Below are 25,066 nucleotides of genomic sequence, written 5' to 3' on the forward strand. Positions count from 1 at the left end.
GCTCCCGGCTGCCGGCCGGATATGATATCGGTGGTAATTCACGCTAATCAACCGGTACGCCGGCTGTCATCCGGTTCGCGAAGGAATCCATTCATTACGCCCAATCTCGTGAACGGGTGTATGGATTCTCGCGTTTCATCGATACGGAGCGGGGTCGACGGTCTCGACGAACTCCTTTGTGGCGGCCTCGTCACCGGTCGGATGTATCTCGTGCAGGGAAAGCCGGGAACGGGAAAGACCCTGCTCGGAATGCACTTTCTCGAGGAAGGACTCCGAAACGACGAGACGGTGCTGTTCATTCACGGCGAGGAGTCTCGCGAGGAGATTCTCGCGAACGGCGAGGCGGTCGGCGTCGATATCTCGGACGCGGCGTTTCTCGATCTGGGGCCGGACTCCGAGTTTTTCACCGAGGATTACTCGTACGATCTGGTCGACCCGAGCGACATCGAGCGGGAGCGGTACACGCAGGATATCCACGACGCGATCCGGGAGATCGATCCGGACCGCGTCGTCATCGATCCGATCACGCAGTTGCGCTACGTCGAGGCGAACGACCACCAGTTCCGAAAGCGGATCCTCTCGTTCATGCGGTTTCTCAAGCAGGGGGAAGTGACGGTCATCACCACCGCGACGCCGTCGCCGGAACAGGAGTACGACACGGAGATCCGATCGCTCAGCGACGGGATCATCGAACTGGATCGGGGCGAGGGCGGGCGCCGAATCCAGGTCTCGAAACACCGCGCGCTCGGACAGCGAGAAGGGGACCACGGCATGGAGATCCGCGACGACGGGATCGAAGTCTATCCGCAACTCGTCCCCGAGGGAACCGACCGGCCGTTCGAATCGAACCTGCTTCGGTCCGGCATCGACGGGCTCGACGAACTGATCGGTCGCGGCTTCGATCAACGGACCGTGACCTTCATCAGCGGGCCGACGGGCGCTGGAAAGACTTCCACCGGGACGCAGTTCATGGCGAAAGCGGCTGAAAACGGACTCAAGTCGACGATCTATCTCTTCGAGGAGGACGTCCAAACGTACGAACACCGCTCGGAGTCCATCGGCATTCCCGTCTCGAGGCTCCGCGAGGAAGGGACGCTGTCGACGACCGAAATCGAACCGCGCGCGCTCTCGAGCGAGGAGTTCGCGCACACGGTCAAACGGCAGATCGACCGTCAGGGGACGGATATCGTGATGATCGACGGGATCGGCGGCTACACGGTCTCGATTCGAGGCGACGAAACGGACCTGATCCGGGACCTCCACGGGCTCACGCGGTACCTAAAGAGCCGCGGCGTGACGGTGTTGATCACCAACGAGATCGCCGAGATCACGGGTATCTCGAGCGCGACGGACAGTAATTTGAGTTACGTCGCCGACAACATCGCGTTCCTGAGTTACGTCGAGATGGACGGCAGCCTCCGGAAGGTCATCGGCGTCCTGAAAAAGCGCACCGGCGGGTTCGAACACACGCTGCGCGAGTTCGAGATCACCGAAGACGGGATCCGCGTCGGCGACCCCCTGACCGGACTCTACGGCATCCTGCAGGGAACGCCGCGAACCGACGAACCCTCCGATATCAGCCGTCTCGATTGTTCGTAATTCACACCCAGTTGAGATCACTATACATGAAACCGAGTGAGAGCACCATCCAGCTGCTCATCGGAGAACGGGGAAACCGCGCTGCGGTCCGAGAACTCCTCGACGACCGGTACGAGGTCATCACGGACCGGTGGGTTAGCGACGCCGATCTCTACCTCGTCGACGACCGCACGTTTCCCGAGTACCACGCCGCCCTCCGCGAACGCGTCGAAGCGAACGATCCCGTCTTCTGTCCGGTGGTCCTCATTCGCCGCCCGGACAGCACGGTCCGGATCTCGCTGCCGAATCCGGAGACCCGCGACTCGCCGCTGCTCATCGACGACGTCGTCGACGCCCCGCTCGATCCGGATCCCCTCTTTCGTCGCCTCAACACGCTCCTCGTTCGGCGAAACCAGTCGAAGGAGCTGCGCCGCTACATCACTCGCCTCGAGGAGTCCAATAAGTCGCTCGAGCAGTTCGCCTACGCCGCCAGCCACGACCTCCAGGAGCCCCTGCGGATGGTCTCGAGTTACCTCCAGTTGATCGAAACCCGATACGGCGACGACCTCGACGGAGACGGCGAGGAGTTCCTCGAGTTCGCCATCGGCGGCGCCGACCGAATGCGCAGCATGATCGAGGCCCTCCTCGAGTACTCCAGGGTCGACAGCGAGGGCGCTCCGCTGGAGCCGACGGACCTGAACGACGTCCTCGAAGAGGCGCTCGCGGATCTCCAGGTGAAGATCGACGAACACGACGGTCGGGTCACGGCCGAAACCTTGCCTCGCGTCCGCGGCGATCCCGACCAGCTCCGGCAGGTGTTCCAGAACCTGCTGTCGAACGCGATCGAGTTCAGCGGCGAACCACCGCAGATTTGGATCACGACGGAACGCGACGGTTCGGAGTGGCGGGTGGCCGTCGAGGACGACGGTATCGGGATCGACCCGGACGATCAGGAGCGAATCTTCGACGTGTTTCAGCGCCTTCACAGTCACGAGGAGTACGAGGGCACCGGGATCGGCCTCGCGCTCTGTCAGCGAATCGTCGACCGCCACGACGGGCGCATCTGGGCTGAGTCCGAACCGGGCGCGGGAGCGACGTTCACGTTCACGCTCCCCGCCGCTGACGCCGATTGTTGACGACAACGGAGCCGAACTCGGACGATCCCGGGACTCCGCCGATCGCTTCTCGTCGACGCCGTCGAACCGTTGCCGGCCCGAGCCTCAAGGGTCTCGAGGTCGCATCGATTCCTATGGAGTGGACCAGACGGCGGGTGGTCGGAACGACCGCGACAGTCGCCGCGGTCGCGGGCTGTCTCGGCGAGGACGGGAGCGGTTCCGACAACCCCAACAGTTCGGACGACGCCGACGCTTCCGCCGACTCCGACGACGGCTCGGACGAAACCGGCGGATCGAACGAGACCGCGGAGCGCAGCGCGTCGGCAGCCCTCGAGGACGCCGCTCTCGAGGATTACACCGGCCAAGAGGAGGTGACGATCACCGTCGATCCCGAGGGGGAGGGCTTCGAGCCCGCGGCGTTCGAGATCGATCCGGAGACGCTCCTCGTCTGGCAGTGGAAGGGGTCGAGTACGGAGCCCTACCCGATCGACATCCCCGAGGGGTGTATCTGGGACCAGGAGGTGGACGAAGAGACGGTCGAGGATCGATCCAGCGGCGACGAGTTCGATCGCCTCTTTACGGTCCCGGGCGCGTATCGCTACGGCAGCCGCGACGCCGACGGCGAGGAGTTCACCGGCGGATTCCGGGTCGTCGGGAGCGGCGAGACCGACGACGAATGAGCGGCCGGAAGCGCGGACGTAGCGGTCCCCGCCTGCGGCACTCAATTGGGCCGTCGCTCGGGATGAGGCGATCAGCTAGCCTCGTGGACAACGACGACGGTCATCGGCGCGCGTCGAACGACTTTTTCCGCGACGCTGCCGAACAGGAGCCGGCTGGCGCCTTGCCGTCCGTGACTGCCCATTACGATCTGCTCGACGTCGTTCGCGATTGCGTAGTCGACGATTTCCCGTGACGGGTCGCCTCGTTCGATCGCCGTATCGATGGGATGGTCGAAGGTGGATGCAGTGTTCTCGGCCGCTTCGAAGAGCGTGCGAGCGTGTTCCTCCGCCCGCTCGTGGCCGGGAAACTCCGTTTCCGACTCGGCCAGAACCGACCAGTATCCTTCCGGGAGCCGGATCACGTGGAGGACAGTGATCTCCGCCTCCGGAAACTCCTCGAGTGCGTATCGAAGCGCTGCGTCGGCCTGTGGTGACCCGTCGACCGGAACGAGTGTCTTCCGTGGCATGTGTATTCATATCCCACCCAACAGCTTAAGCTAGCTACCACGGGAGTGGAACGACGAGTCTCGCTGGTTCTCTCACCGAACGGCCCGACTCAGCCGAACTGGTCGAGTCCGGACTGCCGACGTCGTCTCCCCTCCGGCTCCACCACCCAGGGCGTTCGACGATCGCGTTCGGCCTCGAGGTCGACTCCGGAGTCCGACTCGGCGGACGCCGCGTCCGACGGCCGGGGATTGTATCCCCCGCAGGACGGCCCACATTCCGACCGCGCGTCGACGACGCGTCCCTTCCACGCGCAGTACGGCAGCGTCGCGCCGCTCGAGTCGTCCGGGCGGCAGGCCCCGCAGTCGGGGAAGTCGTAGGTCCGCCAGCCCTTGCCGTAGGCGCGTTCGGCGAGGCGCCGGCGCGCTCGCGCCTTCGCGTCGGCGTCGACGACGTCGATCTCGGTCCGGCCGGGGTGGGACTCGAGGGGCTCGATTCCCGGCCGGTCGACGGAAAGCGGCGTCGGCTCGCGGACGACCTCGATCTCGAGCGACGACGCGTCGGCGTCGTCCAAGCCGCTCGAGTCGCCCGCGTCGGCGTCGCGGTGGACCCGCCAGACGCCGACCTCGTCTGGGATCCTGTGTAGGTGCGCGCGCGTAACGTAACTCTCGGTCGCCAGCACGATCTCGTCGACCAGCGCGAGGCTGACGTCGGTCCGCAACTGGGCCTCGAGATCGCCCGGCCGCTCGAGATCGGGTTTGTTCTCGATGCCGAGGATGCGGCCGTACCAGTCGGGGTAGCGGGCGGTCTGCCGGACGTAGTCGCGCCTGTTCCGGAGTTCGCGTTCGAAGAAGCCGACCTCGCAGGCGCGCTCCATCGTCCGCTGTGCGCGGTCGGGGTGGCAGTCGAAGGCGTCCTTCCAGTAGCGAGCCCGGCCGGTGCCGACGTCGGCCGCGATCGCCGGGTCGGGAATCGCCTCGCTCGTGATCGCGGCGCGCTCGTCGAACGCGGGGCCGGGCTCGACGCGGACGACGTCGAGAATCCGTCCGCCGGGATCGGCGACGCTCGCGCCGAGCTGGCGAGCGACGATTCCCTCGCGGCGCCCCTCGAGGTGGGCACACAGCTCCAGTTCGAACGCGAACTCGCTCACGGGCGTTGGGAGGGGCCGAGAGAGCAAAAGCGTCCGTATCTCGGCCGCCGTCGTTCCGCCCGCGGGCCGACTCAGCGACGACTGCGTCCCTCTACGGCCGCGGCGCGGCCTTCTGGAGGGCCGTCTCGGCGATGTTGCCGCCGTAGTCGGCGCTCCGGGACAGCGAGTCGACGATCAGCCCCAGCGACTGGGCCTGCACCGGCTCGAGCTCTCGGAGCATGTCGTCGATACGGCGGGTGTGTTCGTCGATCTCGCGGACCGACGCGAGGGCGTCGTGGCCGAGATCCGTCGCTTCGTCGGTGTCCTCGGCGAACAGCGCGTCCATCGATTTCTCGAGGATGGTCGCGACGTCGGTGTGAACCTCCAGCAGCGCCTCGGCGACGCTCTCGGGGATTTCGTCGAGTTTCTTCGCGATCCGGCTGATCTTGACGGCATGGTCGGCGACGCGCTCGAGCTGGCGGGCACTGGAGTGGAAGTCGAAACAGTCCTCGCGGGAGACGCCGAGTCCCTCCGCTGCCCGCGGCGAGCGCAGCGTCGCGCGGAAGATCCGCGAGACGACCAGAAAGAGGCGGTCGACGTCGTCGTCGCGCTCGATGACGTCCTGAGCGATGTCGTCGTCGTCCTCGACGAGCGCCGTGACGGCGTCCTCGAGCATCGAGGTCGCGATCAGGCGCATGCGCGTCACCGCGTTGACGATCGATAGCTCCGAAGAGTCGAGCAGGTCCTGAATGACGACGCTCTCCGTTCCCTCCTCGACGACCTCGACGCCGACCAGCCCCTGCACGGCGCTGCGGATCGCCCGTCGCTGGTCGGTCGTAATGCGGCCCGACTCCAGGCGAATGACGTCGAAGCCGCTGACGTACATCGTCAGGACGGCCCGAACGAGCTGTTCGTCCTCGAGAGTGGAGACGTCGAGCGTCCCCTTCTGGTGGTCGGCCTCGCGCTGGGGGGTGACGAGCAGCGTATCGTCCTCCGAGTAGATCTCGACCGTCGCGCCGCTACTGATATCGTTCTCGGTAGCCCACGTCTTCGGAAGCGACACTGTGTACGTCGATCCGCCAGTCACCTGGACCTTTCGGGTCTCCATATGTGACGCTTTCTATGGGTACAACATAAATCTACCCGAGTCTATTGAGAAATTCTATAGTCGCGTATGTGGCCCCAATCCAGCTATATTCCCAAATGTTGTGTCTACACCAAAACATACTCGCACCCCCATAACAGTACACAAATATATCCCTATATAGAAAACATAGCGGAGTATTTAGTTACCCCAACGAAAGCGGACCCAAATGGGAATGGACGCACCGACCGGGTCACTGCATACTACCGACGAGACGGTCGCGGAGCCGGAGTCGACGACCGAGGCGCGAGCCGAAACCGAGCCGGAATCGATCGCGCTCGAGGCGAGCGACCTCGACGTCTACTACGGCGACGATCAGGCGCTCCAGAGCATCGACATGGAAATTCCCGAGGGGGAGGTAACCGCGCTCATCGGGCCGTCGGGGTGTGGGAAATCGACGTTCCTCCGGTGTATCAACCGGATGAACGACCTCATCGATATCGCCCGCGTCGACGGCGATCTCCACTTCAACGGGAAGAACGTCTACGACGACGACGTCGACCCCGTGGCCTTACGCCGGAAGATCGGCATGGTCTTCCAGAAACCGAACCCGTTCCCGAAGAGCATTCGCGACAACGTCGCCTTCGGGCTGCAGGTCCAGGGGAAAGACGAGAACGTCGACGCGAAGGTCGAGCGGGCCCTCGAGCGAGCGGCCCTCCTCGAGGAAGTCGAGGACCAACTCGACTCGAGCGGGCTGGACCTCTCGGGCGGCCAGCAGCAGCGACTCTGTATCGCTCGGGCGATCGCCCCCGATCCGGAGGTCCTCCTGATGGACGAGCCGGCGTCGGCGCTCGACCCGATCGCCACCGCGAAGATCGAGGAACTGATCGAGGAGCTGTCCGAGGAGTACACCGTCGTCGTCGTTACCCACAACATGCAGCAAGCCGCCCGCATCTCCGACAAGACGGCGGTCTTCCTGACCGGCGGCGAACTCGTCGAGTTCGACGACACCGAGAAGATCTTCGAGAATCCCGAACACGACCGCGTCGAGGACTACATCACCGGCAAGTTCGGCTGACCGGCGATGGCCCGGAACGAGTACCAGCGGCAACTCCAGCGGCTGCGCGAAGACGTCCTCGAGATGAGCGACCGCGTCTGTGAGCGACTCGAACAGGCGTTAGCAGCCCTCGAAACGCAGGACGAGAACCTGGCGACCGCCGTAATTACGGGCGATCACGCGATCAACGACCGCTACCTCGAGATCGAGCAGGCGTGTATTGAGTTGGTCGCGCTCCAGCAGCCGGTCGCTACCGACCTGCGCGTCGTCGCCGCCTCGTTCAAGATCAGTACCGACCTCGAACGGATCGCCGATCTCGCCGTCAACCTCGCCGAGTACGCCCAGCGGGCCGAACGGCGCCGCTACGCCGACGTCGACATCGGCTACGTCGGCGAGCGGGTCGTCGAAATGGTCGAGGCGGCGATGGCGGCGTACGCCACCGATGACGCGGCCGGCGCCCGTGACGTCGCGGCCGAGGACGACGAGATCGACCGTCTCTGCGAGAGCGCCAGCGAGTTCGTCATCCGGGACCTCCTCGAGACCGAACTCGAGGCCGAGATCGGACTCACGCCCGACGCGCTCTCTGACGAGGTCTCGCGGCTGTTGCTGACGATCCGGGACTTAGAGCGGGTCGGTGACCACGCGGTCAACATCGCCGCGCGGACGCTGTACATGGTCGAAAACGACGACGAACTGATCTACTGAGCCGCGTCTCGGCGTCGGTTACTCGATCGCGACCACGGCATCGACGGTCACGACCGCGCCGCCGAGGAGTCGCAGACGCGACGGTCGTCCGCGCCGGGCGTGTCTCGTCGAAATACGATCGGTACGTCTCGTCGACGTCCTCGTAGGCGTCCATCTCCGCCAAGTAGAGCGTCAGCTTGAGCACGTCGTCCGCCGTACGGCCGCGCCGCTCCAGTTCCGACTCGAGGATCGCCAGGCAACGCTCGAGCTGCCGGGACGGCGGCCCGTCGATCCGGAGCCGGCCGTCGGATTCCGGAAGCTGTCCCTCGACGAAGAGGTTGGCCGAACTCCCCGTTTTGTTTCCGAACGCGCCGGTAAACGCCGTTCCGTCGCGTTGCCGTCGGCCGCTCTCGCTCGCTCGGGAGTCGTTCGAACGGGACGCGGTTCGTCGGCTCGGTTTGTTCTCGTAGGTTGGTTTAGAAATCGTTCAAGTAGAAGATTTCCGTGATGGTCGATAGATGGAGTAATACTCCCTATAGATCGGATAGAGAACGCAGCAACCGGAATAATTAATTGAATAGCTTCTCAACTCGATCTCGATGGCACAAGCGACGGACCGACTACAGCGATACCTCGAGGACGAGCTCGGCGAGTGTCGCAGCGAGGACCTCGAGTGTCGCCTCGAGGAACTCGACGCGCTCGAGGAGACGATCGGGACGACTCGAGTCGAAACGGAACTGGACGTGCTCTCGGCGCTGGCCAACGAGACGCGCTATACGCTCGTTCGCGTCCTCGTGGCGGCCGGCGAGGAGCTGTGCGTCTGCGAGCTCAACGCGGTCGTCGACGTCAGCGAGAGCGGGCTCAGCCACGCCCTCTCGAACCTCGTCGACGCGGGACTCGTCGACGCCCGGAAGGACGGCCGCTGGAAGAAGTACCGCGCAACCAACCGCGCAGTCGCGCTCGTGACGGTCCTCGAGGGGAGCGTGAGCGATGCGTAACGCGACCCACGACCACGGGCCGGACTGCAGCTGCGAGGCCTGTGGCGATCCGCGGTCGATGGACTTCCTCGACAAGTACCTGACCGTCTGGATCTTCGCCGCGATGGCCGTCGGCGTCGGCCTCGGCTACGCGGCGCCGTCCGTGACCGAACCGATTCGGGACCTCCACCTCGTGGAGATCGGGCTCGTCGCCATGATGTACCCGCCGCTGGCGAAGGCGGACTACGGGCGGCTTCCGACGGTGTTTCGCAACTGGCGCGTGCTCAGCCTGAGCCTCGTCCAGAACTGGCTCATCGGCCCGACCCTGATGTTCGGGCTCGCGGTGTTCTTCTTCAGCGGACTCGTACCCGGCCTCCCGGCCCGTCCCGAGTACTTCCTGGGACTCGTGTTCATCGGGATGGCCCGGTGTATCGCGATGGTGCTCGTCTGGAACGAACTCGCGGAGGGATCGACCGAGTACGTGACCGGACTGGTCGCGTTCAACAGCCTCTTCCAGATCGTTACCTACGGCGTCTACGTCTGGTTTTTCGCCCTGTTCTTGCCGCCGCTGCTGGGCATGGAGTCGCTCGCCGCCGAAATCACGACGTTCAACGTGACGCCCGAACAGGTGTTCTGGGCGATCGTCGTCTTCCTCGGCATCCCCTTCGCCGGGGGAATCCTCACCCGATACGTCGGCACGCGAGCGAAGGGCGAGGCGTGGTACGACGAGGAGTTCGTCCCGACGATCGACCCGCTCACGCTGGTCGCCCTACTGTTTACCGTCGTCGTGATGTTCGCCACGCAGGGCGAGAACATCGTCGCCGCGCCCGCGGACGTGTTGCTGATCGCCGTCCCGCTGACGATCTACTTCGTCGTCATGTTCCTCGTGAGCTTCGGCATGGGCCGAGGCGTCGGCGCCGACTACTCGACGACGACGGCCATCGGCTTCACCGCGGCCTCGAACAACTTCGAACTCGCGATCGCTGTCGCGGTCGCCGTCTTCGGCGTCGGCTCCGGCGTCGCCTTCACGACCGTCGTCGGCCCGCTCATCGAGGTCCCCGTGTTGCTCGCGCTGGTCCACGTCGCGCTGTACTTCCAGCGGAAACTGGACTGGGGCGGCCGCGACGCCGGCGAACCGACCGTATCGACTCGAGAGACGCCCACCGACGACTAACCGATACCGAGACCGATGACATCCACCACCGATTCCACCGACACGACCGAACCGATCCGTATCGCCCTCGTGTGCGTCCGCAACGCCGGCCGCTCCCAGATGGCCACCGCCTTCGCCGAGTACGAACGCGAGGCCCGCGGCCTCGAGGACCGCGTCGAGATCCTGACCGGCGGCACCGATCCCGCCGACGCGGTCCACGACGGCGTCCTCGAGGCGATGGCCGACGCCGGATTCGACCTCTCCGATCGGACACCCCGCGAGATCACCGAGGACGAACTGCGATCCTGCGACTACATCGCGACGATGGGCTGTTCGACCCTGGACGTCGGCACCGTCGGCGAGGACGTCGACGTCCGCGACTGGGCGCTCGAGGATCCCGGCGAGAAGGAGCCTGAGCGCGTCTGCGAGATTCGCGACGAGGTCGAGCAGCGGGTAACGGCGCTTTTCGACGACTTCGAGGGCGAATAGCCCGTCAAGTCTTCGAGCGGTACTGATTCTCGAGTCGAGTCGGAGCGCTCCAGTGCGGGTATATAGAATCGCCGTTCTGCCCTCGAGTGATCGATCTGTTCCCGTTCGGATACTGTCTCGAAACACAACCAGTAGTTTCGAAATTATCCCTAACAGGCCCTATTGGAACAGTTTTCACCGGTTGATCGATTCGCGTACCGATCGGCCAGTACCGGGATATATAGGTACGTACGAATATATATCAGTCATAGCATCGCTTTTCTATAATCTGTGGAACCGTTCTGGTGATGGCAGACGACAAGTCCGGCCGTTCGACGCAACGCGTTTCACGACGGAAATTCATCGGTGCCGCCGGCGCCGTCGGCGCCGTTGCGATCGCTGGGTGCACTGAAGAGACGAGCGACGAGGACAAGGAGATCGACATCGCGGGCTCGAGTACCGTCTACCCGCTGATGGAAGCGATCAGCGAGAAGTACAACGAGGACGAAGACGACAGCGTCGGATTCAACATCAGCTCGACCGGTTCCGGCGGCGGCTTCGAGGATCACTTCTGTCCCGGCGAGACCGACTTCAACAACGCGAGCCGGGCGATGAAGGACGAGGAGAAGTCGAAGTGCAAAGAGAACGACGTCGAGTGGATCGAACTGGTCGCCGCGACGGACGCGCTGACGGTCGTCATCAACAACGAGAACGACTGGGCGACCGAGATGACCATTGAGGAACTGGCCCAGATCTGGGAGGCCGACGCCGCCGAGACGTGGAGCGACGTCAACTCCGAGTGGCCCGACGAGGAGATCGGTCGCCACGGCGCCGACGACACCAGCGGAACCTACGACTACTTCCTCGAGAACGTCATGGGCGAAGACCGGGGCCACACGGACGACTACCAGGCGACCGAAAACGACGACAACATCGTCACTGGCGTCCAGGGCGACCAGTACGCCATCGGTTACTTCGGCTTCTCGTACTACTATCAGAACCCCGACCAGGTCACGGCCGTGGCGATCGACAACGGCGACGGTCCCGTCGAACCGAGCCTGGATACCGCGGCCTCCGGCGAGTACCAGCCGCTGTCGCGCTCGCTGTACACCTACCCCTCGGTCGGCTCTCTCGAGGACAAGGATCACGTCGCCGACTTCGCACGTTTCTTCGTCGAGCAGACGACCAACGAGAGTCTCGTCGCCGACGACGTCGGCTACGTGCCCCTCACCGAGGACCAGCAGTCCGAACAGATGGACAAGCTCGTGGAAGTAATCGGCGAGGAAGAGGAGTAACCGATCACGATGACTCGGTGTATTGTCGGAAGCCAGGCAACTCGATTCGGCGGGGACCGGCAGCGGCTCTCTCGGTTGTCCCTTTTTTACCGACGTGATTGCGGAGTCGACCATCGTCCGATCGGATCGCCACCGCGCGGTGATCAGCCGTGAGTGACGCATCGGCAACGCCGGATCTCCAGCGGTCCCGGGGCATCGAGGCCCTCAAGGAGCGATCCTACGGGAGTTTTTTCGTCGTCTGTGCGGTCATTACCGTCCTCACGACGATCGCGATCTTCGTGACGCTGCTTTCGGACGCGACCGCGTTCTTCTCGGAGTACGCGATCGCCGACTTCCTGACCGGGACCACGTGGAGTCCGAACCCGAGAGGCGACGGCTACATCTTCGGGATCCTTCCGCTGGTGATCGGAACGATTACCGTGACCCTCATGGCCGCGCTGGTCGCGCTGCCGATCGGAACGCTGACGGCGATTTACCTGAGCGAATACGCGAGTACGCGCGTTCGATCGGTTCTGAAGCCGATGCTGGAGATCCTCGCCGGGATTCCCACGGTCGTGTACGGCTACTTCGCGCTCGTGTACATCACGCCGGTGTTGAAGGCGACGCTGTTCCCGTCGCTGCAGACGTTCAACGCGCTCTCGGCGTCGCTGATGATCGGGATCATGATCATTCCGATGGTCTCGTCGATCAGCGAAGACGCCATGAGTGCGGTTCCGGACGAGCTCCGGCAGGCCGGCTACGGTCTCGGCGCTACCAAGTACGAGGTCTCGACGAAGATCGTCCTCCCGGCGGCGATGTCCGGGATCGCCTCCTCGTACATCCTCGCGATCTCGCGGGCGATCGGGGAGACCATGATCGTCGTCGTCGCGATGGGGTCACAGGCCACCTTCCCCGAGGTCTACACCGGTCTCGGCGGGATCCCCTACATCCATCCCGGGGACGTGCTCCTCGAGTCCGGCATGACGATCACCGTCGCGATGGTCAACATCGCCGGCGGGGACCTCACCGGGGGAACGCTGCCCTACGACGCGATGTTCGCGCTCGGGCTACTGTTGTTCGTCGTCACGCTCGTACTGAACGTGATCAGCGATTGGATCGCGCAACGATACCGGGAGGAATACTGAAATGGCTGTCGAACACGATCAACAGACGACCGGATTTGGCCAGGTGAGTCGGCTCAAAGGACTCGTCTTCGAATACCTCTCGTTCGGCGCGTCCGTCGTCGGCATCCTCGCGCTGGCGGTGTTGCTGATCTACGTCACCGTCGACGCGTTCGAACTCAGCAACGCCAGCCCCGAGTGGCTGCTGACCTACGTTGCCACGCTAGTCGTCCCGTACGTCGGCTTCTGCCTCTACAGCGCGAACGACCGCGAGGTGACTCGACGCGTTGGACTCGCGCTCGGCGGTGGACTGATCGCCACGCCGGTCGTGATCAACGGGTTCGAACTGCTCGTGCGACCGATCCCGCGTCTCGGTTGGCACCTCGTCTACCTGTTCGCCGTCGTGATACCGGTTACGTGCTACAGCACCTACGTCGGCAGCCAACGACCCGTCGGTCGGGTCGGCTTCGGATTCGTCGGTCGACTCCTCGGAGGGACGGCTCTCGGAATCGCGCTGATCCTCCTGTTCGTCGTCTTCGACCAGTACCTCTGGCTGTTGACGTACACCTTCGGGCTGGTTCCGGCGGCCGCCGCGTTGGTGTACAGTCGGTACCGCGAATCGGATCTGACGGCGCTGCTGGCCTATCCGATTGGTGCGGTCGGTCTCGGCGCCGCGTTCTACGTGCGCGGACTGTTCGACGTGTATCCGACCACGTGGTTGATATTCATCTGGACGCTGGCGATTCCGGCCTCCGGAGCCATCGCCGCGGTCGTCGCTCGCGACGAGGATACCCGGACCGGCCTCATCCTCGGCGGCGTCGCCTTCCTGTTGGCTGTCGGCGGGAGTTTCGCGGCCGGGCAAGTCGGTATGGAGTCGAAAAACGTACTACTGGTCCTGCTGACGACCGGCATCCCGACGGTCGCGTTCGGCCGACGGACGTTCACCGCCGAGCGGGGGCGAATCGGACTGCTCCTGCCGGTGCTGATCGTCGCCGGCGCGGTCCTCGGAACCGTCCTCGTCAGGACGATGGGATTCCCGGGTCCGAACTCGTGGCTCGACCCGTCGTTCGTGACGGGAAGCGCCTCGTCGACGGCGCGGGACGCAGGGTTCTACCCGCCGATCGTGGGCTCGGTCATGATCATCGCCTTCGTGGCGCTGGTCTCGTTCGTGCTCGGCGTCGGCTCCGCAGTGTTCCTCGAGGAGTACGCCAGCGACAGCGGGATCACCGGCGCGATCACGCGCGTGATCCAGATTAACATCGCCAACCTTGCCGCCGTTCCGTCGGTCGTCTACGGACTACTCGGGCTCGGGCTGTTCATCAATCTGCTCGGGCTCGGTATGGGGGCGATCGTCACCGCGGTGCTCACGCTGTCGCTGCTGATCCTGCCGATCACGATCATCTCGGCCCAGGAGGCGATCCGGTCCGTTCCGGACGATCTCCGCAACGGCTCCTACGCGATGGGTGCGACTCGGTGGCAGACGACCCGAAACGTCGTCCTCCCCGAAGCGTTCCCGGGCATTCTGACGGGGACGATCCTCGCACTCGGCCGCGCGATCGGCGAAACGGCGCCGCTGATCATCATCGGCGTTCCCCACCTCACCTACTCTCCCCCGAACGGAATCTGGGACAAGGCGAGCGCCATGCCGCTGCAGATCTACGTCTGGTCGCATTCGGCGATCGGCGAGTTCCGGTACGGCGTCCTCGCCGCCGGGGTCGTCACGCTCCTGTTCGTGCTGATCGGGATGAACGCGACCGCGATCATCCTCCGGAACCGCTTCGAACGCTAACCGACCGCGACACGCGGGCGTCGACCGTTCGCGAACGGTCGGCGAACCGGTCTTCTTCGAACTACCGTCCTCAGGTCCAGTTTCGCGACCGTCTCCCGATACCCGCGCGGAACGGCGACTACGCAATAGCGCTACAGCGGTCGCAAAAACGGTCCGTACCGCTCCTAGAAACCGTCTTCTATCGTCCCGGTGTCGTCTCACGTGATGCCCGAACGGATCGACACCTGTCCCATCTGTGCGTTCACTCCGGACGCGGAGACGGACGTCTACACCCACGTACTGACCAGCCACCGGAAGCAGGCCATCGCTGAAGCGTTACTCGAGCGCCGGCCGGCCCAACCGGTCCGCTGAGAGCGCGGCTGACGAGCCGTCCGGAGCACCCGTTGCGCGCATCCCCCTACCCCACCCCCACCCCTACCCTGTTCTTTTCGTCCGACTGAATCGGCCTCGAGACGGCAGTCTCGACCGGCTCGGCCGTTTTCGGCGTTGAACGTACGGAGCTGCGAACGAGAGCGCACCGCACCGAATCGATTCGATTCCGTCGGAGTCCAGTCGATACGGACCACCTCGAGCGGATACCGAGGCCTCAATACCCCAATTAGCAGCAGCTATGTGCGTTTCCGAAGGTTCGCTATGTACGGACCATCCGCGAGGCCAACAAGTCATGAGCGACTCCGCAAACGGCTACGACGACCGCACGACTAAACAGCGACTGGCCAGCGCCCAGGCCCAGGCCGAAGGCGAGTCGGGCCGCCGGCGACAGCTCGAGTGTCTCGTCGTTCGCTACCGAGACCGGCCCGATCGGTGTACGATCACGCCGCGAGAGTGTTCCGAGGAGGAGCGGCTCACCCACTGGCTGTCGGCCGATCTATCGGCGGTCGTCGACCTCGAGGACGCTCGCTGACGGCGCCGAGACCCACCGGTAGCGACGCCGCGCGAGTGATTCGAAACCGGGCCGCTGCCCGGGCTCGTGCGGGCCGTTCATCGCTCCTCGGGGCCGTCAGTCACGACGCGTATCCGAGCGTTCGGATATCGGTGTACGAATAGCCGACACGACGCGCCGTCGGCCGGCTCTCGGCGCGGATAGCTCGCAACCTTTATCAAGCGCACGGGGGAAGCTACAGGCAAGATTACTCATCGTCTTATGGAAGGAAATGGACAACCGGAGGTGAACATCGGGCTCGTCGGTCACGTCGACCACGGCAAGACGACACTGGTGCAAGCACTCAGTGGGTCGTGGACGGACCAGCACAGCGAGGAGATGAAACGTGGTATCTCCATCCGGCTGGGGTACGCGGACGCGACGTTCCGCTACTGTGACGGACTCGAGGAACCCGAATGTTACACCGTCGAGGAGGAGTGTCCGGACGGCTCGTCGAGCGAGCCGCTTCGGACCGTGTCGTTCGTCGACGCCCCGGGTCACGAGACCCTCATGGCGACGATGCTGTCTGGCGCTTCGCTGATGGACGGCGCCGTGTTGGTGGTCAGCGCCAACGAACCCGTCCCGCAGCCCCAGACCGAAGAGCACCTGATGGCGCTCGACATCATCGGCATCGACAACATCGTCATCGCCCAGAACAAGGTCGACCTCGTCAGCAGCGATCAGGCCCGCCAGAACTACGAGGAGATCCAGGAGTTCGTCGAAGGCACCGTCGCCGAAGACGCGCCCGTCGTTCCGGTGTCGGCCGGCCAGGAGGTCAACCTCGACCTGCTGATCCAGGCCATCGAGGAGGAGATCCCCACGCCGGACCGGGATCCCGACGCCGATCCGCGGATGCACGTCGCACGCAGCTTCGACATCAACAAGCCGGGGACGAGCGCGAAGGATCTCGCCGGCGGCGTCCTCGGGGGCAGCCTCGTACAGGGCCAACTCGAGGTCGGCGACGAGATCGAGATCCGTCCCGGCCGCGAGGTCGAGGAGGGCGGCCAGACCGAGTACGTGCCGATCGAGACGACGGTTCGATCGCTGCAGGCCGGCGGAGAGACCGTCGACACCGTCACGCCGGGCGGCCTGCTGGGCGTCGGGACCGGGCTCGACCCCTCGCTGACGAAAGGCGACGCGTTAGCCGGTCGACTCGCCGGACCGTCGGGCTCGCTCCCGCCGACCTGGCAGTCCTTTACGATGGAGGTCGACCTGCTCGAGCGCGTCGTCGGCGCCGAGAGCGGCGAGACGGTCGACGAGATCAGCACGGGCGAACCCCTGATGATGACCGTCGGCACGGCGACGACCGTCGGCGCGGTCACCAGCGCCCGCGAGGGCGAGTGCGAGGTCAACCTCAAACGACCCGTCGCCGCCGAACCGGGCGCGAAGATCGCGATCAACCGCCGCATCGGCGCGCGCTGGCGACTGATCGGGCTCGGAACGCTCACGGACTAACACGATCGACGAGACATCCATAACGAATGGCTACGCCGACGCAGGTCGCCCTCGACACGAGCGCGCTCATGATGCCCGTCGAACTCGACGTCAGGTTGTTCGACGAACTCGAGCGGTTGCTCGACGACTACGAGACGACGGCTCCACAAGCCGTCCTCGAGGAACTCCGTCGCCTCTCGGAGAAGGGCGGCGAGGAGGGAACGGCCGCGAACGTCGGCCACGATTTGGCGACCGAACGCTGTCTCGTCGTCGACACAGAGGCGTCGTACGCCGACGACGCGCTAGTCGAACTCGCCCGCGGGGGAGTCGTCGACTACGTCGTCACGAACGATCGCCCGCTGCGCGACCGGGTGCTCGAGGCGAGTGTACCGGTAATTGCATTACGCGGGAGAAACAAGTTAGCGATCACTCAACCATAGAATGTACAAACGGGTCAGACTGAAAGACACGGTAGAAGTACCGCCGGAGGAGCTCGGCGACGTCTCGCCGGACCTCGTGAAGCGACTGCTACAGGACAAACTCGAGGGGCGCATGGACGAGGAGGTCGGTAGCGTCGTCTCGGTTACCGAGGTTCACGACATCGGCGAGGGGACCGTCCTCCCGAACCGACCGGGCGTCTACTACGAGGCCGAGTTCGACGCGGTCACCTTCGATCCGCAGATGCAGGAAGTCGTCGACGGCACCGTCGTCGAAGTCGTCGAGTTCGGCGCCTTCGTCGGCATCGGCCCGGTCGACGGCCTGCTGCACGTCTCGCAGATCAGCGACGAGTACCTCGCCTTCGACGGTGAGAATCAGCGACTCTCCTCGAACGAGTCCGACCGCGCACTCGGCGTCGACGACGCCGTCCGCGCACGGATCGTCACCAAGAGTATCGACGAGCGCAACCCTCGAGACTCGAAGATCGGCCTCACGGCCAAACAGCCCGGCCTGGGCAAACACGGCTGGCTCGAGGAGGAACACGAGAAACGCGAAGCGACGACGGCCGAGGGTGAGTAACCATGGCATCGGATCGTCTCGTCTGTCGCGAGTGTCACCGGGTCAACGACCCCGACAACGACACCTGCGAGAGCTGTAACTCCTCGTCGCTGACCGAGGACTGGGCGGGCTACGTCGTCATCGCCCACCCCGAGGAGAGCCAGATCGCCACCGAGATGCAGGTCACCGAACCCGGCGCGTACGCGCTGAAGGTCCGCTGACGACGCCGTGACCCGCGACGATTCTCCCGCGGAGACGGATACGGACGCGGACGCAGCTGCGAACGCAAACGCTGATACGAACGGAGCGGCGTCGACTCCCGATATCGACGATCAGCTACTGGTTCTGCCCGACGACCTCCGCCACGAACTCAAGGAGCCGATGGGACCGGTCGAGACCGACGCTGACCGGCTCCTCAAGGACGTCGACGGGCCGCTGATCGCCGTCGGAGACGTCGTCACCTACCACTTCCTGCGGGCGGGTCGCCCGCCGGACGTCGCGCTCGTCGACGAGCGGACCAAGCGGTCTGCCGTCGACGAGGAGATCCGCGAGACCGTCACCGAGGGGACGACCGTCGAGGTCGTCAACCCGCCCGCTGAGATCTCGCAGGCGGTCGTCGAGGCCCTCCTCGAGGGGCTGGCCAGCGACGAACCGACCACGATCCTCGTCGAGGGTGAGGAAGATCTGGTCGCTCTGCCGGCGATCGTCGCCGCTCCCGAGGGCGCGAGCGTCGTCTACGGCCAGCCCGACGAGGGGATGGTTCACGTAAAAGTCACCGAGGAACACCAGCAGGACATGCGGGCGCTGCTCGACCGGTTCGAGGGCGACATCGATCGCTTTTGGGAACTACTCGAGGCGTCCGGCGGCTAGGTCTCGTAGGGTCCAATCCCCGTCCGCTCTCTCGCCGTCCGATAGCCGGTACGGTATCCGCAATCCGCCTAGTATCGTAAAACTGACTGGTCTCAGACACCGGTCACTGAGCCGAGTACCAAATATCGCCGGGTGTGAGCGCTTATACTTCTGATCTCCTATATTCAGCTATCGTGGAAGAGAGCATCTCCGGATTCAAAGTAGGCGGTGACTGGGGGACGGTAGTCGAACACGGAGAGCGAATCACCCAGGCGCTTCGAGAACTCGATGTCGAAAACGACGACGGAGACGACGGTCGATTCGCCGCCGCGTTCGACGAGTGGAACGAGTGGCGCCCGAAGGCCCACGAGGACTTCGAGCGAGACGTCAAAGAGAAGACCGCCGAACAGGCGAGCGTCGACGAAGGCGAAGGCGAGCGAGAGGGGGCAGAACCCGACGAGGACCTACAGGCCGCCGGCGAGAAGCTGTCGGCGTCGTACGCGGCGCTCGAGGACCGTGAGGTCGACGAGGCGGTCGAGAACGGAACCGAGGCGCTCGACCGCGCGGCGCGAGCGGCCGACTCGGTGAGCCGAAAAGCGGTTCGAACCGTCGAGAAGAGCGTCTACCGACACGTCATGACGCAGCTCGCGCCGTGTTACTTCGACAACGAACTCGTCAGCGCCAACGTCCAGCGGCCGCTCGCCGACGACGGGGACGGGTTCGGCTTCGAGGTGAACGTCAACGACGACCGACTCAAGGCGGAGGTCTCGACCGTCCTCTCGCGGTACGAGGACGAGGTCGATCGCTGGCACGTCGACGTCGAGAAGAACACCGAGTCCCTCGAAGCGATCGAAGGCGCCGAGGTTCCGCCGGAACTCGGCGATCAGTCGCGCTCGACGACGACCTGAGCGATCCGCCTCCGCGCGGTGAAAGCCGATCGACGCACCACCGAGAAATCGGTGCACGGGGCCGCCGGTCACTCGACAACCGTGTGCTCGAGCGTGCCGATCCCCTCGATCTCGAGTTCGACGGTCGACCCATTCTCGAGGAACGTCCCCAGTTCGAGCCCGCAGCCCTCGCCGACGGTGCCGCTGCCGATGACGTCGCCCGGATGCAGCGTCTCGGACTGCGAGACGTGTTCGATGATGTCCGCGAAGGAGTGGTACATCTCGTCGACCGTCCCCTCCGACCAGACCTCGCCGTCGACGCGGGCGGTCATCGGCGACTCGAGGACGTCGATGTCGTCTGCGGGCACGACATAGGGGCCGAGACCGTTCGCGAAGTCCTTTCCCTTCGCCGGACCCAGTCGACCCTCCATCTCCTCGCCCTGGATGTCGCGGGCGCTGAAGTCGTTGAAGACGGTGTAGCCGGCGATGTGCTCCGCTGCACGTTCGGCGTCGATGTCCCGACCCCGCTTTCCGATCACGGCCGCGATCTCGAGTTCGTAGTCCATGATGGAGGAATACGCGGGCCACTGGATCGTCTCGCCGGGCGCGACGACGCTGTCGGCGTTGCCCTTGTAGTAGACCGGCAACTCGTACCAGACGTCGGCGATCTCGCCGTCCATGCTGTTCTGCACGTGCTCCTCGATGGCCATGAAGTCCCGCAGCGAGTTGGGACGAGGTAGGGGCGCGAGCAGGTCGTACTCGTCGGGTTCGTATCGGAGTTTCGCGCCGCCGGGTCCGCGTTCGGCGTCCGTCTCGGCGGCGTACTCGAGCGCTTCTCGTGCGTCTTCGATCGCACGATCGCCGCGCTCTACAAAGGCGATCATCTCCGGCGGGACGTGGGCGCGCGCGAGGTCGGCGGGCGCGGGTTCGCCCTCGGCCTCGAGGGCGGCGCCGTAGGCGGCGGTGAGATCGACCAGCGTCGCCGCTCGCGCAGGCGCGTCCTCATCCTCGGTCGCTTCGGCGACGGCCCCGATGCGCTCGACGGGACCGACGGGAGTCTCGACCTCGAAGGTCGCGAGTTTCATGCCGTCTCACCTCCGCTCTCGGTGACGTCGCTGTCGGCCTCGCGTTCGCCGTCCGCACCGTCTTCGACGAAGGCGACGGGCCGCACCCAGCCCGCGCTGCCGTTCTCGATCTTGATCGGGAAGGCGACGATCGGAACGTCTGTCTTCCGCGGGAGTTCGTCGAGGTTCGCCATCTTCTCGATCTGGCAGTACTCGACCTCGCGGCCGGCGAAGTGAGCGGGCCACAGCTCCGACTCGTCGCCGGACTCGACGTACCGCCGACCCATCTCGGTGAACGGCTTGTCGAAGCCGTAGGCGTCGGTTCCGATCACCGTCACTCCCTGATCGACGAGGAACTTCGTTCCCTCGGCGCTCATGCCGGGGAACTGCGTGAGATACTCGGGCGTGCCCCACAGCTCGTCGGCGCCGGTCTGGATCAGAACGATCTCGCTCGGCGAGAGGTCGTGGTTCAGGTCGTCGAGGGCCGTCTCGAGATCGGCGACGTCGATCTCCTCGCCCGCGTCCTTCTCGCGGAAGTCGAGGACGACCGCGTTCCCTCGACACCACTCCAGCGGGATCTCCTCGATCGTCTTCGCCGGTTCGCCGTCGACTTCCGGGCCGTAGTGCCACGGAGCGTCGAGGTGGGTGCCCGCATGCGGGATGACCTCGAGGTCCTCCCACGCGAGTCCCATCCCCGCCGGGAAATCCTCGGCGTCGACGTCGTGGCCCAGCTCCCGGAGGTTCTCGGCGAGCCGTTCGGCGCCGGCCTCGTGGTCGAAGGCGTCGATCGACGGCGGCATCGGTTCGCTCGGCGGCCCATCCTCGAGACCGATGCTCAGGTCGATCAGCGTGGCATCGTCGGATGTCAACAATCCGCTCATAGTAGCCACGATTCCGACCTCCTATTTGAAAGTGACCCGGTAGCTAACGGTCACCGTCGTCGATCACTGACCGTCGAGCGAATCTCGAGAAGCTATTTACCGCCCGCCGTGAACGTGCCCGATATGTACGATTTCGTCGTCGTCGGCGTCGGCCCGCCGGGGGCTCGGTTCGCCCGCCGGGCCGCCGAGGAGGGGTACGACGTGCTCGCCCTCGAGAAGGGGCAGATCGGCGAGCCGCTGGCCTGTTCCGGCCACGTGAGCACGGACGTCTGGGAGTTCACGGGCGAGGGCGCTCGCGAGGAACTGTTCCAGAACGAAGTCTACGGCGCGCGGTTCCACGTCGGCGGACCGCGAAGCGAGGCCTACCCCTTCTACAAGCAAGAGGTCGCCTCGAACGTCATCGACCGCGTGGGCCTGGACCGCCACCTCGCGGACCTCGCACGCGAGGCGGGCGCGGACGTCCGCGAGAAGCACACGGTCACCGAGCTCACGGAGCACCGCGACCGCGTGGAACTCGTCGCCAACGGCCCCGACGGCACCCTCGAGTTCGAGGCGAAGATGGTCGCCGGCTGCGACGGGCCGCGCTCCCGCGTCCGAGACGAACTCGGGCTGCCCGAACCCGAGGAGCTGCTCCACGGCGTCCTCGCCTTCTCCGACGAGGAGGACCATCAGGACTTCGTCGACGTCCACCTCACCGCGCCGACGTTCTTCGCGTGGCGCATCCCGCGGGGCGAGGCCGGCGTCGAGTACGGACTCGCGGCGCCGCCGGGCGTTCAGGTGACCAAGCACTTCGAAGAGCTGATCGACGGCTACGAGATCGACGTCTCCCACCGCTGTTCGGGCGCGATTCCGATCGGACCGCCGGACCGCGTCACGAGCCGTCGGGCGTTCCTGATCGGCGACGCGGCCGCCCAGACCAAGCCGTTCACCGGCGGCGGCATCCTCTATAGCATGACCAGTGCCGACTACGCCGTCCGCGAGATCGACCCCGACCGGCCGACGACGCTCGCGGCCTACGAACGCGCCTGGCGCGAGGACCTAGAGCGCGAGCAGCGACTCGGTCACTGGCTCCGCCGGGCCTACTCGCTCCCGGAACCCGTCCAACACGTCGGCCTCGGCGCGCTCTCCGGGGAGATCGGCGTCCACATGGACCGCCCGACGTCGCTCGTCTCGCCGTCGCACCTGCGGGCACTGCTCTCGCGGCTTCGGTGAGTCGCGGGCTCCGTCCACGTTGTGGTTTTCAGTTCTCTCGTGTCCCTCGAGACGATACGAACAGCGTGCGGCGGCGCGCGCTGTAGACGGTCCGAGCGAAGGCGAGGAGCGTCAACGACATCGTGCGAGGTCTTCACGAGTAGTGCGAGACCGGCGGTCTCGCATACCATGCGAACGGGCCGTACGAGGCGGTTTCACCGCCTCAAATTCGCGGCGCTGCACGCCGCGCATGGCCCGTGAGCAGACGTAGCGAGTGACGGCTCGGAAGACGCGAAGCGTCTTCCGGTGGATGAGCGAACGAGCCTGCGAGTGACCGTTAGCGCGGAACCGACGGTCCCGCGAACCGTGCGAACGGATGCTTCGCATCCGTGAGCAGAAATCGGTTGGGGAGGACGAGACGATTCCCTGTTGCCAGGAGTAGCAGAACACTTCTCGAGTCCATTCAAGACACACCGCAGCCGAGTACCACATTCGAAGGAGTGTGACTGAAGATACGCGTTCTGCTACCGTGGCGACGGGGATTTCCACACCCTCCCCAACCGATTCGCTCCCTTCGGTCGCTCATCCCTCGCACGATGGCATCGATCGGCCCTCACTGTCGTTCGGACACGATCGACAGCGCGCGCCGGGTGGTCGTTCCACGAGTTGTAGACCGCGTCACTGAGCGAGTCCGATCGACTGGATCGGAGTTCCGTGAGAGCGGAACCGCTAACCGGATCGAGAGTCGCAGCCGATAGACCGAAGGCGTCCCTCCGGCTACGCCCAGTAGATGACGGGCCGGGAGACCGACGCGATCGAGTACGTCACAAGCGCACTCGAGCGCCTCGGAATTATCGACGCCGAGCGGTTCCGGCCGACCGTCGACCTCGCGTGGCCTCGGATCGTCACTGGCTTCGCGATCATGTCCAAGCAGACGGCGGACCTCGCGATGGTCGGCATCGCGGTCGGCACGGCCGGCACCGCGGGGCTGGCGTACGCGCTCGCCTTCTGGGAGATCGTCACGATGCTCGGCCTCGGACTCGCGGGCGGCACCATCAGCCTCGTCTCGCAGAACTACGGCGGCGAGGAGACCGGCCGCGCCTCGCTGGTGGTCACCCAGAGCGTCCTGTTGGCCGTCGGGATCGCGCTCCCGCTCGCGGCCGCGTTTCTGCTCTTTGCCGACCCGCTGATCGGGCTGTTCGACGCCGAGCCGGAATCGATCGCACACGGCGCGACCTACCTGACCTTCGTCGCGCCGGCGGTCCTGTTCGAACTGCTCAACCTGATCGCCAGTCGCACCTACACCGGCGTCGGCGACACGTTCACGGAGATGGTCGCCCGCGCGGGCGGCGCCGCGCTCAATATCCTCATCAGCGGCCTGCTCATCTTCGGGTTCGGTCTGGGCGTCGCCGGCGCGGCGATCGGCACCACGCTCTCGACGGGGTTCGTGACGGTCGTCCTCGCGTGGGGAATGGTCGGCCGATCCTACGGCGTCCTCGGGATGGAGTCCAGCCCGGTTCCGCTCGCGCGATCGGGACCGTGGCTCGAGCCGACGCTGCTGGCCCAGATCGTCGAGATCTCCGCGCCGGAGATCGGCCGCCGGCTCGCCCAGGGGATCGTCGTCTTCCCGCTGCTGTGGGTGGCCGGCTCCTTCGGACCGGTAGTCGTCACCGCCCTCGAGGTCGGCCGGCGGGTGCGCGCGCTGATCAACAGCGTCAACTGGGGGCTCTCGCTGGCCGCGAGTTCGCTGGTCGGCCAGCGACTCGGCGCGAACGACGAGGACGGGGCCGACGCCTACGGCACGGGGATCATCCGGCTCTCGGCGCTCTGTTACGCGGCGATCGCCGTTCTGGTCGTCGTCTTCGCGGAGCCGATCGCGAGCCTGTTCGTGGGACCGGACGGACGCGCGCTCGCGGGCGCGTTCGTCGCCGTCGGCGCCGTCAGTTCGATCGGCTTCAGCATCGACGGCGCCGCCTCCGGCGCGCTGCTTGGCGCCGGTGACACCCGGTGGCCGTTCGTCGCCTCGCTGGTCGGCCGCTACGGCTTCGCCCTGCCGGCGGCCGCGCTGGGGCTGGTGACCGCGCTGGACATCACGGGCCTCTATCTCGCCTTGCTGCTCGAGACCGCCGTCCCCGGCGGGATCAACTACTGGCTGTTCCACAGCGGCCGCTGGAAGGTCGTGAGTCGGCGGTACCGACCGTCGTCCGAAGCGAGCTGACGCCGATGACAGTGCCGATGCAGTCGAGGACT

Annotated in this window: 27 protein-coding genes; 21 read left to right on the forward strand and 6 right to left on the reverse strand. The window is 65.3% G+C overall.

Annotation, left to right across the window (positions count from 1 at the left end):
- The first annotated feature begins 120 nt into the window (after positions 1-120).
- The 3 genes from HTUR_RS16910 to HTUR_RS16920 all read left to right on the forward strand — a co-directional run bounded on the left by HTUR_RS16910 (position 121) and on the right by HTUR_RS16920 (position 3,373).
- Positions 121-1,599: an ATPase domain-containing protein gene (locus HTUR_RS16910; RefSeq protein ID WP_012944554.1), complete on the forward strand. Its 1,479-nt coding sequence runs from the start codon at positions 121-123 to the stop codon at positions 1,597-1,599.
- Positions 1,600-1,625: 26 nt separating this feature from the next.
- Positions 1,626-2,714, forward strand: a complete 1,089-nt coding sequence (locus tag HTUR_RS16915; RefSeq protein ID WP_012944555.1) for a sensor histidine kinase — start codon at positions 1,626-1,628, stop codon at positions 2,712-2,714.
- A 113-nt stretch (positions 2,715-2,827) separates the two neighbouring features.
- Entirely contained in the window at positions 2,828-3,373 is a 546-nt protein-coding gene (locus HTUR_RS16920) for a hypothetical protein (protein ID WP_012944556.1), read from the forward strand.
- Between the two features lie 71 nt (positions 3,374-3,444).
- Here HTUR_RS16920 and HTUR_RS16925 read toward each other — a convergent pair whose 3' ends face one another.
- The 3 genes from HTUR_RS16925 to HTUR_RS16935 all read right to left on the reverse strand — a co-directional run bounded on the left by HTUR_RS16925 (position 3,445) and on the right by HTUR_RS16935 (position 6,093).
- Positions 3,445-3,879 (reverse strand): universal stress protein, encoded by a 435-nt coding sequence (locus HTUR_RS16925; RefSeq protein WP_012944557.1) that lies wholly within the window; start codon positions 3,877-3,879, stop codon positions 3,445-3,447.
- Positions 3,880-3,968: 89 nt separating this feature from the next.
- On the reverse strand, positions 3,969-5,006 hold the full coding sequence (locus HTUR_RS16930) for a DUF5787 family protein (protein WP_012944558.1): 1,038 nt from the start codon (positions 5,004-5,006) through the stop codon (positions 3,969-3,971).
- A gap of 91 nt (positions 5,007-5,097) precedes the next feature.
- Positions 5,098-6,093 (reverse strand): phosphate signaling complex PhoU family protein, encoded by a 996-nt coding sequence (locus HTUR_RS16935; protein WP_012944559.1) that lies wholly within the window; start codon positions 6,091-6,093, stop codon positions 5,098-5,100.
- A gap of 211 nt (positions 6,094-6,304) precedes the next feature.
- On the opposite strand from HTUR_RS16935, the gene pstB reads away from it, so the two are divergent.
- Both pstB and phoU read left to right on the forward strand, forming a co-directional pair.
- Entirely contained in the window at positions 6,305-7,147 is an 843-nt protein-coding gene (gene pstB, locus HTUR_RS16940; protein WP_049941788.1) for a phosphate ABC transporter ATP-binding protein PstB, read from the forward strand.
- A 6-nt stretch (positions 7,148-7,153) separates the two neighbouring features.
- Positions 7,154-7,831, forward strand: a complete 678-nt coding sequence (gene phoU / locus HTUR_RS16945; RefSeq protein ID WP_012944561.1) for a phosphate signaling complex protein PhoU — start codon at positions 7,154-7,156, stop codon at positions 7,829-7,831.
- On the opposite strand, the gene HTUR_RS28565 is transcribed toward phoU, so the two are convergent.
- Complete coding sequence (locus HTUR_RS28565) at positions 7,773-8,294, reverse strand: RidA family protein (RefSeq protein ID WP_226377512.1); 522 nt, start codon at positions 8,292-8,294, stop codon at positions 7,773-7,775. The two genes, phoU and HTUR_RS28565, sit on opposite strands and share 59 nt — an antisense overlap.
- A gap of 115 nt (positions 8,295-8,409) precedes the next feature.
- Between HTUR_RS28565 and HTUR_RS16950 the strand changes: the two genes are divergently transcribed.
- From HTUR_RS16950 to HTUR_RS17010, 14 genes are all read left to right on the forward strand, one after another.
- Positions 8,410-8,808 (forward strand): ArsR/SmtB family transcription factor, encoded by a 399-nt coding sequence (locus HTUR_RS16950; RefSeq protein ID WP_012944562.1) that lies wholly within the window; start codon positions 8,410-8,412, stop codon positions 8,806-8,808.
- Positions 8,801-9,961, forward strand: a complete 1,161-nt coding sequence (gene arsB / locus HTUR_RS16955) for an ACR3 family arsenite efflux transporter (protein WP_012944563.1) — start codon at positions 8,801-8,803, stop codon at positions 9,959-9,961. Before HTUR_RS16950 ends, arsB begins: the two co-directional genes overlap by 8 nt.
- 15 nt (positions 9,962-9,976) lie before the next feature.
- Positions 9,977-10,429, forward strand: a complete 453-nt coding sequence (locus tag HTUR_RS16960; RefSeq protein WP_012944564.1) for an arsenate-mycothiol transferase ArsC — start codon at positions 9,977-9,979, stop codon at positions 10,427-10,429.
- A 287-nt stretch (positions 10,430-10,716) separates the two neighbouring features.
- Complete coding sequence (locus tag HTUR_RS16965) at positions 10,717-11,703, forward strand: PstS family phosphate ABC transporter substrate-binding protein (protein ID WP_012944565.1); 987 nt, start codon at positions 10,717-10,719, stop codon at positions 11,701-11,703.
- A gap of 149 nt (positions 11,704-11,852) precedes the next feature.
- Positions 11,853-12,827: a phosphate ABC transporter permease subunit PstC gene (gene pstC, locus HTUR_RS16970; protein ID WP_012944566.1), complete on the forward strand. Its 975-nt coding sequence runs from the start codon at positions 11,853-11,855 to the stop codon at positions 12,825-12,827.
- A 1-nt stretch (position 12,828) separates the two neighbouring features.
- Positions 12,829-14,592, forward strand: coding sequence for a phosphate ABC transporter permease PstA (pstA, locus tag HTUR_RS28055; RefSeq protein WP_012944567.1), 1,764 nt, complete (start codon positions 12,829-12,831; stop codon positions 14,590-14,592).
- 204 nt (positions 14,593-14,796) lie between these two features.
- On the forward strand, positions 14,797-14,943 hold the full coding sequence (locus tag HTUR_RS27515; RefSeq protein ID WP_012944568.1) for a hypothetical protein: 147 nt from the start codon (positions 14,797-14,799) through the stop codon (positions 14,941-14,943).
- Between the two features lie 313 nt (positions 14,944-15,256).
- On the forward strand, positions 15,257-15,496 hold the full coding sequence (locus HTUR_RS16980) for a DUF7511 domain-containing protein (RefSeq protein WP_012944569.1): 240 nt from the start codon (positions 15,257-15,259) through the stop codon (positions 15,494-15,496).
- Positions 15,497-15,736: 240 nt separating this feature from the next.
- On the forward strand, positions 15,737-16,969 hold the full coding sequence (locus HTUR_RS16985) for a translation initiation factor IF-2 subunit gamma (protein ID WP_012944570.1): 1,233 nt from the start codon (positions 15,737-15,739) through the stop codon (positions 16,967-16,969).
- Between the two features lie 26 nt (positions 16,970-16,995).
- Entirely contained in the window at positions 16,996-17,388 is a 393-nt protein-coding gene (locus tag HTUR_RS16990; RefSeq protein WP_012944571.1) for a PIN domain-containing protein, read from the forward strand.
- A 1-nt stretch (position 17,389) separates the two neighbouring features.
- Positions 17,390-17,965 carry a DNA-directed RNA polymerase gene (locus HTUR_RS16995; protein WP_012944572.1) on the forward strand — a complete coding sequence of 192 codons (576 nt, stop codon included), beginning with the start codon at positions 17,390-17,392 and terminating at the stop codon, positions 17,963-17,965.
- A gap of 2 nt (positions 17,966-17,967) precedes the next feature.
- On the forward strand, positions 17,968-18,165 hold the full coding sequence (spt4, locus tag HTUR_RS17000; RefSeq protein ID WP_012944573.1) for a transcription elongation factor subunit Spt4: 198 nt from the start codon (positions 17,968-17,970) through the stop codon (positions 18,163-18,165).
- Positions 18,166-18,172: 7 nt separating this feature from the next.
- On the forward strand, positions 18,173-18,814 hold the full coding sequence (locus HTUR_RS17005) for a GTP-dependent dephospho-CoA kinase family protein (protein WP_012944574.1): 642 nt from the start codon (positions 18,173-18,175) through the stop codon (positions 18,812-18,814).
- Positions 18,815-18,987: 173 nt separating this feature from the next.
- A complete protein-coding gene (locus HTUR_RS17010; RefSeq protein ID WP_012944575.1) occupies positions 18,988-19,701 on the forward strand; it encodes a DUF5828 family protein in 714 nt (237 codons plus the stop codon).
- Positions 19,702-19,769: 68 nt separating this feature from the next.
- Here the strand turns inward: HTUR_RS17010 and HTUR_RS17015 are convergent, their stop codons facing one another.
- Together HTUR_RS17015 and HTUR_RS17020 are read right to left on the reverse strand one after the other, a co-directional pair.
- Positions 19,770-20,765 (reverse strand): fumarylacetoacetate hydrolase family protein, encoded by a 996-nt coding sequence (locus tag HTUR_RS17015; protein WP_012944576.1) that lies wholly within the window; start codon positions 20,763-20,765, stop codon positions 19,770-19,772.
- Complete coding sequence (locus HTUR_RS17020; protein WP_012944577.1) at positions 20,762-21,625, reverse strand: cyclase family protein; 864 nt, start codon at positions 21,623-21,625, stop codon at positions 20,762-20,764. Before HTUR_RS17020 ends, HTUR_RS17015 begins: the two co-directional genes overlap by 4 nt.
- A 123-nt stretch (positions 21,626-21,748) precedes the next feature.
- Here HTUR_RS17020 and HTUR_RS17025 point away from each other — a divergent pair, with 123 nt between their 5' ends.
- Both HTUR_RS17025 and HTUR_RS17030 read left to right on the forward strand, forming a co-directional pair.
- Entirely contained in the window at positions 21,749-22,837 is a 1,089-nt protein-coding gene (locus HTUR_RS17025; RefSeq protein ID WP_012944578.1) for a geranylgeranyl reductase family protein, read from the forward strand.
- 769 nt (positions 22,838-23,606) lie between these two features.
- Positions 23,607-25,034, forward strand: coding sequence for an MATE family efflux transporter (locus HTUR_RS17030; RefSeq protein WP_012944579.1), 1,428 nt, complete (start codon positions 23,607-23,609; stop codon positions 25,032-25,034).
- Positions 25,035-25,066 lie beyond the last annotated feature (32 nt).

The sequence above is a fragment of the Haloterrigena turkmenica DSM 5511 genome, from assembly GCF_000025325.1.
Taxonomy (GTDB): Archaea; Halobacteriota; Halobacteria; order Halobacteriales; family Natrialbaceae; genus Haloterrigena; species Haloterrigena turkmenica.

Coding starts and splice junctions, on each gene's coding strand:
- HTUR_RS16910 (WP_012944554.1), top strand. CDS start 121: ATGGATTCTCGCGTTTCATCGATACGGAGCGGGGTCGACGGTCTCGAC.
- HTUR_RS16915 (WP_012944555.1), top strand. CDS start 1,626: ATGAAACCGAGTGAGAGCACCATCCAGCTGCTCATCGGAGAACGGGGA.
- HTUR_RS16920 (WP_012944556.1), top strand. CDS start 2,828: ATGGAGTGGACCAGACGGCGGGTGGTCGGAACGACCGCGACAGTCGCC.
- HTUR_RS16925 (WP_012944557.1), bottom strand. CDS start 3,879: ATGCCACGGAAGACACTCGTTCCGGTCGACGGGTCACCACAGGCCGAC.
- HTUR_RS16935 (WP_012944559.1), bottom strand. CDS start 6,093: ATGGAGACCCGAAAGGTCCAGGTGACTGGCGGATCGACGTACACAGTG.
- pstB (WP_049941788.1), top strand. CDS start 6,305: ATGGACGCACCGACCGGGTCACTGCATACTACCGACGAGACGGTCGCG.
- phoU (WP_012944561.1), top strand. CDS start 7,154: ATGGCCCGGAACGAGTACCAGCGGCAACTCCAGCGGCTGCGCGAAGAC.
- HTUR_RS16950 (WP_012944562.1), top strand. CDS start 8,410: ATGGCACAAGCGACGGACCGACTACAGCGATACCTCGAGGACGAGCTC.
- arsB (WP_012944563.1), top strand. CDS start 8,801: ATGCGTAACGCGACCCACGACCACGGGCCGGACTGCAGCTGCGAGGCC.
- HTUR_RS16960 (WP_012944564.1), top strand. CDS start 9,977: ATGACATCCACCACCGATTCCACCGACACGACCGAACCGATCCGTATC.
- HTUR_RS16965 (WP_012944565.1), top strand. CDS start 10,717: ATGGCAGACGACAAGTCCGGCCGTTCGACGCAACGCGTTTCACGACGG.
- pstA (WP_012944567.1), top strand. CDS start 12,829: ATGGCTGTCGAACACGATCAACAGACGACCGGATTTGGCCAGGTGAGT.
- HTUR_RS27515 (WP_012944568.1), top strand. CDS start 14,797: ATGCCCGAACGGATCGACACCTGTCCCATCTGTGCGTTCACTCCGGAC.
- HTUR_RS16980 (WP_012944569.1), top strand. CDS start 15,257: ATGAGCGACTCCGCAAACGGCTACGACGACCGCACGACTAAACAGCGA.
- HTUR_RS16985 (WP_012944570.1), top strand. CDS start 15,737: ATGGAAGGAAATGGACAACCGGAGGTGAACATCGGGCTCGTCGGTCAC.
- HTUR_RS16990 (WP_012944571.1), top strand. CDS start 16,996: ATGGCTACGCCGACGCAGGTCGCCCTCGACACGAGCGCGCTCATGATG.
- HTUR_RS16995 (WP_012944572.1), top strand. CDS start 17,390: ATGTACAAACGGGTCAGACTGAAAGACACGGTAGAAGTACCGCCGGAG.
- spt4 (WP_012944573.1), top strand. CDS start 17,968: ATGGCATCGGATCGTCTCGTCTGTCGCGAGTGTCACCGGGTCAACGAC.
- HTUR_RS17015 (WP_012944576.1), bottom strand. CDS start 20,765: ATGAAACTCGCGACCTTCGAGGTCGAGACTCCCGTCGGTCCCGTCGAG.
- HTUR_RS17020 (WP_012944577.1), bottom strand. CDS start 21,625: ATGAGCGGATTGTTGACATCCGACGATGCCACGCTGATCGACCTGAGC.
- HTUR_RS17025 (WP_012944578.1), top strand. CDS start 21,749: ATGTACGATTTCGTCGTCGTCGGCGTCGGCCCGCCGGGGGCTCGGTTC.
- HTUR_RS17030 (WP_012944579.1), top strand. CDS start 23,607: ATGACGGGCCGGGAGACCGACGCGATCGAGTACGTCACAAGCGCACTC.